10 protein-coding genes are annotated in these 9,012 nt (G+C 62.4%); 5 read left to right on the top strand and 5 right to left on the bottom strand.

The window, feature by feature from the left end:
- A partial coding sequence (locus EOA75_RS23440) for a hypothetical protein (protein ID WP_164747517.1) occupies positions 1-239 on the top strand: 239 nt, incomplete at its 5' end.
- A gap of 238 nt (positions 240-477) precedes the next feature.
- Here the strand turns inward: EOA75_RS23440 and EOA75_RS23435 are convergent.
- From EOA75_RS23435 to EOA75_RS23410, 5 genes are all read right to left on the bottom strand, one after another.
- Entirely contained in the window at positions 478-1,464 is a 987-nt protein-coding gene (locus EOA75_RS23435) for a phosphatase PAP2 family protein (protein ID WP_245457094.1), read from the bottom strand.
- A gap of 319 nt (positions 1,465-1,783) precedes the next feature.
- On the bottom strand, positions 1,784-2,212 hold the full coding sequence (locus EOA75_RS23430; RefSeq protein ID WP_127325280.1) for an HIT family protein: 429 nt from the start codon (positions 2,210-2,212) through the stop codon (positions 1,784-1,786).
- A 358-nt stretch (positions 2,213-2,570) separates the two neighbouring features.
- Positions 2,571-3,785 (bottom strand): GNAT family N-acetyltransferase, encoded by a 1,215-nt coding sequence (locus EOA75_RS23420; RefSeq protein ID WP_127216024.1) that lies wholly within the window; start codon positions 3,783-3,785, stop codon positions 2,571-2,573.
- 144 nt (positions 3,786-3,929) lie between these two features.
- Positions 3,930-4,658 carry a glycerophosphodiester phosphodiesterase gene (locus EOA75_RS23415; RefSeq protein WP_127216025.1) on the bottom strand — a complete coding sequence of 243 codons (729 nt, stop codon included), beginning with the start codon at positions 4,656-4,658 and terminating at the stop codon, positions 3,930-3,932.
- 12 nt (positions 4,659-4,670) lie between these two features.
- Entirely contained in the window at positions 4,671-5,135 is a 465-nt protein-coding gene (locus EOA75_RS23410; protein ID WP_066992618.1) for a RidA family protein, read from the bottom strand.
- A gap of 138 nt (positions 5,136-5,273) precedes the next feature.
- On the opposite strand from EOA75_RS23410, the gene EOA75_RS23405 reads away from it, so the two are divergent.
- The 4 genes from EOA75_RS23405 to rpsB all read left to right on the top strand — a co-directional run bounded on the left by EOA75_RS23405 (position 5,274) and on the right by rpsB (position 8,877).
- Positions 5,274-6,104 (top strand): cell envelope integrity EipB family protein, encoded by an 831-nt coding sequence (locus tag EOA75_RS23405; protein ID WP_127325278.1) that lies wholly within the window; start codon positions 5,274-5,276, stop codon positions 6,102-6,104.
- Positions 6,105-6,199: 95 nt separating this feature from the next.
- Entirely contained in the window at positions 6,200-7,495 is a 1,296-nt protein-coding gene (locus EOA75_RS23400) for a hypothetical protein (RefSeq protein WP_127325277.1), read from the top strand.
- 64 nt (positions 7,496-7,559) lie between these two features.
- A complete protein-coding gene (locus EOA75_RS23395) occupies positions 7,560-7,838 on the top strand; it encodes a DUF4031 domain-containing protein (protein ID WP_127239895.1) in 279 nt (92 codons plus the stop codon).
- 259 nt (positions 7,839-8,097) lie between these two features.
- On the top strand, positions 8,098-8,877 hold the full coding sequence (rpsB, locus tag EOA75_RS23390; RefSeq protein WP_059188654.1) for a 30S ribosomal protein S2: 780 nt from the start codon (positions 8,098-8,100) through the stop codon (positions 8,875-8,877).
- Positions 8,878-9,012: the final 135 nt, after the last annotated feature.

Raw genomic sequence — 9,012 nt, 5'->3', positions numbered from 1 at the left:
GCACGGTGCGCGTCACCGTCGAGAAGAAGGAAACCGGCGAGACCGGCCTGAAGCTCGAATCGTTGGCCGATGAAGCTCCGGTGAAGCCGAAGAAGGAAGAGCCGGAGGACGCGCCGAAGCCGAGGAAGGCGGCGGCGAAGAAGCCTGCCGCCAAGAAGGCCGTGGCGCAGAAGCCGGAGCCGAAGGGCAAGGACGGCGGCAAGCGAAGCCTGGTGCCGCAGCTGCCCCGCAAGGGCTGATCGACCTGAAGCGCGTCCCGCTGAAACGGATTCAGGCGGCGCGCGCTAGGTGCTTGTTACCAAAACGGCCGCCCGCCTTTGGGCGACATGCATTGAAGTCAAAAAGCCCCGGCAACGGGGCTTTTTGACTTGGGAGGAACCGGCACGTGACGGCTGGCCAGATCACCCATACGGAATGGCGCGCGGCCCTCCGGAAGTCGAGCATTGCCGCCCCGTGAAATGTTTGCTGGCTGCAGAGTCAAGCAACGCCGTCCGGCGCGAAGCGTGTCAGGAAATATCCGCACGCCTTCCAGATCATGATGGACAAGAGGGCACCCGCGTAGCCGTCGATGGCATAGTGCCAGCCAAGCGCGACTGAGCCGACCATTATCACAGCAGCGAATGCCCACATCAGGATACCGGCCGGCCGGGAGCGCTGCGTTGCATACAAGGAGAAAAGCACCGCCATCGCCACGTGCATGGACGGGAAAGCGGATATGCCGATGCTGCCGACGGTCGCGCCGGTATAGCCGCTCCATAGCATGTTCTGCGTGCTAAGCGCCCAGATCGGATAGATGCGGTCGGCGGCGGCGAGTGCCTGCATGAGAGGACGGAAGTCACCGCCGAGTCCCAGTCGCTCGTAAAAGCACGGCCCTGCCGACGACAGCCCCATCGCCAGGAAGAAGCCGCCAAGCGTCCATATCAGCATGAAGCTCATCAGGAACTGATGACGCAGCTTCGTATCTGTGCGCGTGATGCAGGCGGTGAAAACCGTGGCGATGAGCACGATGAACCAGAAATTGTAGGCGAGATTGAGCATCCTCAATGCAAAGGGCGACTGGACGACGAACCACAGCCATTCGTCCGGCGCTCTACCGAAATGCAGGATCCGATCGGCGTGGGCCAGCGCCTTGTCCCATGCAAAAGGGGAGAGGATTGCGATGGCTCCTTTCAGAACGCCGACGGCGGATACGAAGGCGATGCTGGCGGTCAGGCCGTTGAGGCTGTTGGCCGTGCGTTCGGCGTCGCCGAAAAAGCTGCCCAGCGATTTCAGGAAGGTGCCGAGCGGTTCGGGATCCCGTTTGACCAGTGCAAGGTGGAGAAAGATCCCAAGTGCAAAGACGCAACCGCAGATCCAGAAAGCGATCAAAAGGTACTCAATGTATTCCTTCAGTATGCCGAAATCCGGCATGTTTCCGGTGCGCATGCCGATAGCTATTGCCAGAAGCAGAGCGCCGACGGCCAAGGCATGGAGCATCCTATGCCGTCGAAAGGCGTGTGCCAGGACGATCAGAAAAGCCCGTCCGCCAGCCATCCTCGCAAGGGGGGTCGACGCCGCAACCGAATTGTCCATGGATTGAAACCCAATAGCTCGCTACGCCTCAGCGTTCTACAGCGAGATGGTTCGATATTTCCTAACCAAACGATTCGAGTGCGAACGGTCGCATCCGGCGCCGCACGCGGCCGGCCGGGGAAAAACGCGCCGGGGTTGTCGCGGCAAACCGAAATAGGATCGTCAGTGCGGGGCTGTCAGCCGGCCTTCAACGGCGACGGAGCCGCGCGCTTTAGTTCCCCAGTGCCGCGCGGATCTTGCCGGCGTTCTCGGCCAGCACTTCCGGCTTTTCCATCTGCCCGGAATGAGGCTTCAGCGGCACGCCGTCGAAGCGCGGAATGACGTGGACATGGAGATGGTAGACGGTCTGCCCGGAGGCCGGCTCGTTGAATTGCATCAAGGTGACGCCGTCGGCGCTGAAGGCCTTTTTCACGGCAACCGCCACCTTCTGCACCACGGCAAACAGCGGACCGAATGTTGCCGGATCGGCGTCGAGGATATTGCGCGACGGCGCCTTCGGCACCACCAGCGTATGGCCGACCCCTTGCGGCATCACATCCATGAAGGCTACGACCGCATCGTCCTCATAGATGCGGTGCGAGGGGATTTCGCCGCGCAGGATTTTCGCAAAGATGTTGCCGGGATCGTAGGCTTCGGCCATGGCGGGCACTCCGGATTAGGTCGTCGTCCGGTGTAGCGAAGCCGCTTCCGAGCGGCAAGACGATTGAGCGATCTGTCGGCAGCGCGGTCGAGCGCCGGCCGCCGCTCGAGCGGAAGGTCATCAGGTAGAGCCAGGCGGCGGTGCGCGGTTCGGCCATCGCTGATGGAGCGACTGTGAAGTGGATCGTCGCCGGATGGCTGTTGTTCATTGTGTCGGCGCTGTTCTTCATCGCCGCCGCGTGGCGCGCAGGCGATCTGCTGGCGCTTGGCGGCGGCATTTTCTTCCTGGTTGCCTGCTGTCGTTCCTCGTTCCGATCGCGGCCCGAAAGCCGCAATGACTGTGGATGGCAAGGCCCGAGCTATTCCTTGAGATCCTTGCGGAACGGGGTGTGCTCTTCGAGATACTCCCCCATCCGCTCCACCTCGCGCCTCTCGCGGCGAAGGTAGTCGGCGACCGCGTTGCGCAGGCCAGGATGGGCGATGTAGTGCGCCGAATGCATGGTCACCGGCTGGTAGCCGCGCGCCAACTTGTGCTCGCCTTGCGCGCCGGCCTCCACCACCTTCAACTTGCGCTCGATCGCGAAGTCGATCGCCTGATGGTAGCAGACCTCGAAATGCAGGAAGGGGTGATCCTCGATGCAACCCCAGTTGCGGCCGTAAAGCGCGTCGGACCCGATGAAGTTGATGGCGCCCGCAATGTAGCGGCCGTTTCGCTTGGCCATGACCAGGAGAATGTCCTCGGCCATGCGCTCGCCGATCAGCGAGAAGAACTGGCGGTTGAGATAAGGGCGGCCCCATTTCCTGCCGCCGGTATCCATGTAGAAAGCGAAGAAATCGTCCCAGACGCGTTCGGTGATGTCCCTGCCGGTCAGCCAATCGATGCTGATGCCGTCGGCCAGCGCCTCGCGACGCTCCTTTTTCATCGCCTTACGCTTGCGTGAAGCGAGCGTGGCGAGGAAGTCATCATAGCTCGAAAAGCCTTCGTTGAAGAAATGGAACTGCTGGTCGGTCCGGTGCAGGAAACCCGCTGCTTCGAGCGTCGCAATGTCGGGCTCGGCGGCGAAAGTGACATGCGCGGAAGACACGCCGAGCTTGTCGGTCACCAATTTCAGGCCGGCGGCGAGGCCGGCCCTCACCGCGCCTTCGTCCTCGCCCCTGCTTACGAGCAGGCGAGGGCCGGTGACGGGCGTGAACGGCACCGAGCATTGCAGCTTCGGATAATAGCGCCCACCTGCGCGCTCGAACGCGTCCGACCAGCCGTGGTCGAAGACATATTCGCCCTGACTGTGCGATTTGAGATAGCAAGGCACGGCGCCCAGCAGCTTGCCTTGCGCCGTCTCGAGCCTGAGGTGATGACCCTGCCAGCCGGTGCGCCGCACGGCACAGCCAGAATCCTCAAGCGCGCTCAGAAAACCGAATGAAACGAGGGGGTTGTAGCCGTTTGCTTTGTCGCCGCGCGCGGTTGCGGCGAAGCCGTTCCATTCATCGCAGGTGAATGCGCCGATGGTCGCCGCGACGCGGACCGAATAGTCCGCATTCGCTGTCGGTCCATCGTCGTCGTCACCCTGATCCATCCGGCTTATTTAAGCGTCCTCAGGGCAGCTACAAGTCACGTTTCAGGCACTGCCTCACAGCATGATGCCGAAAGTGCGAAGCGGTTTTCGGACGGCATCATGCTCGGATCTGATCCAGGTCGTTCGACCTGAAATCATCCAGCTCTAGGCGACCTTGACCAGGTCCGGCTCAAAGCCCTCGAAGGTCATCTGGTCGGCATATTTGAAGGTGAGGTCGACCGCCGGCTGGTCGTGCACGGTCCAGGTGATGACCGGCATCTTGAGCTTTTCGCGCACGAAGCTGACGAACGGGTTCGGCAGATCGCCGGCGGCGTAAGAGGTGAAGGCGAGGTTGTGCGCCAGCATGGCAAAATGCGCCTCGATCAGCTGGTCGTCCTTGCCGTAGGCGGTGAGCCCGCCGGGAATGCCCGGCGCCTCCCTGGCGAAGTCGCGGATCAGCCAATGGTCAAACGACATGATCGCCACCTTGCCAGTGTAGCGCTTGAGCAGCCTGCCGACGCTCGCGACCAATCCGCTGTCGTGGCCGGGAACACCTTTCAGCTCGACCACCAGCGGCACGCGTCCGTCGATCAGGTCGAGCGCCTCCTGCAACGTCGGCACATGATCTTTCGTGCAGCCCACCTTGAGCGCGGTGAGCTCGGCCGCGGTGCGTTGCCAGACGAAGCCATTCTCGCCTGTCAGGCGTTTCAGGTCGCAGTCGTGGATGATGACGGGAACGCCGTCGGACGAGACATGCACGTCGCATTCGATCGCGTAACCGCGGTCGGCTGCCGCGGCGAAGGCCGACAGCGTGTTCTCCCAGCGTGTCTTGTTCATGTCATGGAAGCCGCGATGCGCGACGGGGCGGGCAATCAACCAGGAAAGGTCGGTCATGTCAGGCTCGTTTCACTCGACTTCGAAGATCGCTTCGATCTCGACCGCGGCATTGAGCGGGAGCGACGCAGTGCCGACGGCGGAGCGAGCGTGCTTGCCACGTTCGCCGAGGACCGCGACGAGGAAGTCGGAGGCGCCGTTGGCGACCAGATGCTGCTCGACGAAGTCCGGCGCCGAGGCGACGAAGACCGTGATCTTGACCAGCCGGCGGATTTTTTCGAGATCGCCAAGTGCTGCCTTGGCCTGCGCCAGGATGTTGATGGCGCAGAATTTTGCGCCCTCCTTGCCGGCGGCGGTATCGATGTCGCGGCCAAGCAGCCCGCTTGCCTGCAGTTTGCCGTCCTTCAGCGGCAGCTGCCCGGCGGTGAAGAGCGTGTTGCCGGTCCGGCAGTAGGGCACGTAGTTGGCGGCCGGCGCTGCTGCGGCCGGAATGGCGACGCCGAGATCGCTTAGCCGCTTTTCGATTGTTTCGCTCATTGGTTTTCCCTATTGCTGGAAGGCGCCGCGTTGGCGGGGCCGAAATTGCTATTTTTGCCTCGCTTCCGCCACGACTTTTTTTAAGCTGGACCATCTTTCCCTGCGGCCTACCATCGGCCGCGACGATCGGAGCACTGCATGCGCTTGACGCGCCTTTTCCTTTCCGCCGCTCTCCTGTCGGCGGCCATCCCGATGGCTCCGGCCCTTGCCGTGCCAGCGCTGCAGGCGCACCGCGCCGTCTACGATCTCACGCTCAACAAGGCGTCCGACCGCTCCGGCATCACAGGCATCTCCGGCCGCATGGTCTATGAGTTCAACGGCTCTCCCTGCGAGGGCTATACGGTGAAGTTCCGTTTCGTCACGCAGATCGTCACCAGCGAGAACACCAGGCTGACCGACCAGCAGACGACGACGTTCGAGGACGCAGAAGGCAAGACCTTCTCCTTCGTGACGAAGTCCTTCGTCGACCAGAACCTCGACAAGGAGGTCAAGGGTATGGCGACCAGAGAGCCGAAAGGCCTCAAAGTCAACATCGACAAGCCCGAGAAGAACACGCTCGAGCTCGCCGCCACGCAGTTCCCCACCCAGCACCTCGTGGAGCTGATCGGCAAGGCCGAGAAGGGCGAGAACTTCTATCAGACCAATCTGTTCGACGGCTCCGAGGATGCCAATAAGGTGATGACGACCACCGTCGTCGTCGGCAAGAGAGCCGACGCCGACAAGGCGGACCCGGAAGCGCCGGCGCTCGCCAAGCTTGCCACCGACAAATACTGGCCGGTCGACATCGCCTATTTCGACGACACCGACAAAAGCGGCGAAGAGGTGCCGGAGTACCGGATCAGCTTCAAACTGCATGAGAACGGCATCACGCGCGACCTCGTCATGGATTATGGCGACTTCTCGATGACCGGCAAATTGGTGAACCTGTCGCTGTTCGATCAGGCCAAGCCCTGTCCGGCCTCGAAATAGCGGCGGGTTAACCGCTACGGCGATCCGTCGCCGAGCCTGACTTGAAGACGCCGCAATCCCGTTCCACCATCCCGTAGGCATTTCGGGGGAAAAGCTTGGGCAGGATCGACGTGTTCGTGGCGCCGCGACCCAATCCGGCGCTGATCAAGGTGATGACGATCGTCAACCGCATCGTCATGTTGCGAGGGGTTCCCGGCTTCCGCGACCTGTTGCCGTTCAATCGGCTCGCCGGCCTGCGCGGCGTCGCCAATATCCGTCACATCGACTTTCCCGTAGCCGACCAGCAGAAGCTGCACGCCTGCTGCGGCGAAGGCCAAGCGACGTTCATCACGCCCAACCATCCGGAATTCTTCACCGACTGGATGATCGACAAGGAGATCGTCTCGCGCGTCAGCCCGCTTGCCGCCTCATGGGCAACACATGGGGTGGTGAACGGGCTCGGTCGGCTGATGCAGAAATTCTGGCTGGCCAACAATCTGATCGCGCAGATTCCCGGCAACAGCGAAGCCGCCAAGGCGCATTCGGTCGATTGGGCGCTGAAAGGCCATGGCGTGCTGCTTCATCCGGAAGGCAGCGTCGGCTGGCACGGCAACCATGTCGCGCCGCTGCTTCCCGGCGCGGTGGAGATGGGGCTGGCGGCGCTGAAGCGCGGGCGCGAAACCAACAAGGATTTCAAGGTCTGGGTGGCTCCTGTTGTCTGGAAGCTCGCCTTCATCGGCAATGTCGAGCGGCCGCTCGCCAGGGAATGCGCCTATGTCGAGAAAAAGCTGAAAATGGAAAGTGTTGCAGCCGGCTCCCTGCCGGAGCGCGTCTACAGCATCTATTCAGGCCTGCTCTCCCTCGACGAGCAGGCCTGCGGCCTGACCGCAGAGGCGGGCGCTTCCTTTGCCAGCCGCCAGCAAAGGGTGCTGGCCGAGCTTGGCCTGCGGCTCGCCGATGCCGTTGCGGCCGAACCCGACCTCGATTTGGCCGAGTTGCTGCGGCGTTCACGCCGCTGGCTGCGCGAGGGCAAGGCTGATGCGGATGAGCAGAAACGCGTGCGAAAACTGGCGGAAGCGATCCAGCGCGTCCAGCGCGTCGGCTCCTGGGCCTTCGCCAATCAGACGATAACCCAGGAGGAGATCGCCGAGCATCTGAAGCGCATCCGCAACGACTATTGCAAAGGCGCTTTGCGCGATTCGATCAACCGCTTCATTCCGCAGCCCGCCGGGCCGCGCTGCGCTCACATCCGCGTGCCCGAGCCGTTGGCGCTTCATGCATATGATGGTTCGGTCGAAGAGGCGCTCGCGGTGCTGCGCTCAAGGATGCAGGAAGCGGTGTCGAGAATCGTGACCGAACTTGAAGCCGCCGGCGGCTTCATTTCCTATCCGAATCCCTTCTATCATCGCTGACTTCGCGTCGGCCCGGGGTGATTGTGAGCGGGCCGCCGATGTCGGTTGGAGTGCGGCAAGCTCGATGGCTGTCTATGTCGATGCGGCAATCTGGAAATGGGCCGGCCATCGCTGGTGCCATCTGCTCGCCGACGACACCGACGAGCTCCACCGCTTTGCCGCCGAGATCGGCCTCAAGCGCTCGTCCTATCAGGGGCCGCCGAAGACTTCGGCGCCGCATTACGATATCACCGGCTTTGAGCGCGACCGCGCCGTGCGGCTTGGCGCGGTCGAATGCAGTCGCGAGGAGATTGTCGCCGTCTTCCGCCGCGTCAGAGTACCGAACGGCAAGACCCGACGCTGACGGAGTTTTGATGCATGTCGTTGTCCCAGAACCGCCGAACACTTCTGGACGACATGCATAAGTGCGCGGATCGCCGCAGGTGAGGGCGTTTTCCGGTAGCTCGCTTGCGTTTACGAGACTTCCCCTCTATATGCCCGCTCATTCCACACACGGACTTTGGTGTCTGCCCGGGAGAAATCCGGCTGAAACCTCCGGTGGCATCAGGACATAAGTCCGAAATGCCTGTGTCCGTGGAGGCCAACCGGAAAGGAACTAAGGAATGGCTCTGCCTGATTTCAGCATGCGCCAGCTTCTGGAAGCTGGTGTTCACTTCGGACACCAGACCCACCGCTGGAACCCGAAGATGGCGCCCTACATCTATGGCGCCCGCAACAACATCCACATCATCGACCTGTCGCAGACGGTGCCGCTGCTGCACCAGGCCCTGAAGCAGGTTTCCGACACCGTCGCCAAGGGCGGCCGTGTGCTGTTCGTCGGCACCAAGCGCCAGGCTTCGGACATCGTCGCCGACGCCGCCCAGCGTTCGGCCCAGTATTATGTCAACTCGCGTTGGCTGGGCGGCATGCTGACCAACTGGAAGACGATCTCGAATTCGATCCAACGCCTGCGCAAGCTCGACGAGACGCTGGCCGGCGAGGCCCAGGGCCTCACCAAGAAGGAGCGCCTCAACCTCGACCGTGAGCGCGAGAAGCTCAACAAGGCGCTGGGCGGCATCAAGGACATGGGTTCGACGCCGGACCTGATGTTCGTCATCGACACCAACAAGGAGGCGATCGCCATCCTCGAGGCCAAGCGCCTCGGCATCCCGGTCGTCGCCATCATCGATTCCAACTGCGACCCGGACAAAATCGACTTCCCGATCCCCGGCAATGACGACGCGGCCCGCGCGATCCAGCTTTATTGCGACCTGATCGCCAAGGCTGCGATCGACGGCATCGCCCGGCAGCAGGGCGCGCTCGGCATGGACATCGGCGCGTCGGCCGAGGCTCCGGTCGAACCGGCGCTCGACACTCCGGCCACTGAAGCTCCGGAAGCTTGAAAAACGAAGGCCGGCTTCGGCCTTCATCTTTCCAATAAGTTGGCGCGTTAAAGCGCTTTTGCCGGGCGCATCATCGGGATTCGATGGTGCGTCGGCGCTTTTGAAACAAAGAGGCGACAATGAGCATTTCGGCTG

Origin of the sequence: Mesorhizobium sp. M1A.F.Ca.IN.022.07.1.1 (assembly GCF_003997575.1) — a bacterium.
In the GTDB taxonomy this organism is placed as follows: domain Bacteria; phylum Pseudomonadota; class Alphaproteobacteria; order Rhizobiales; family Rhizobiaceae; genus Mesorhizobium.
This window is presented reverse-complemented; position numbering and strand designations above follow the sequence as displayed.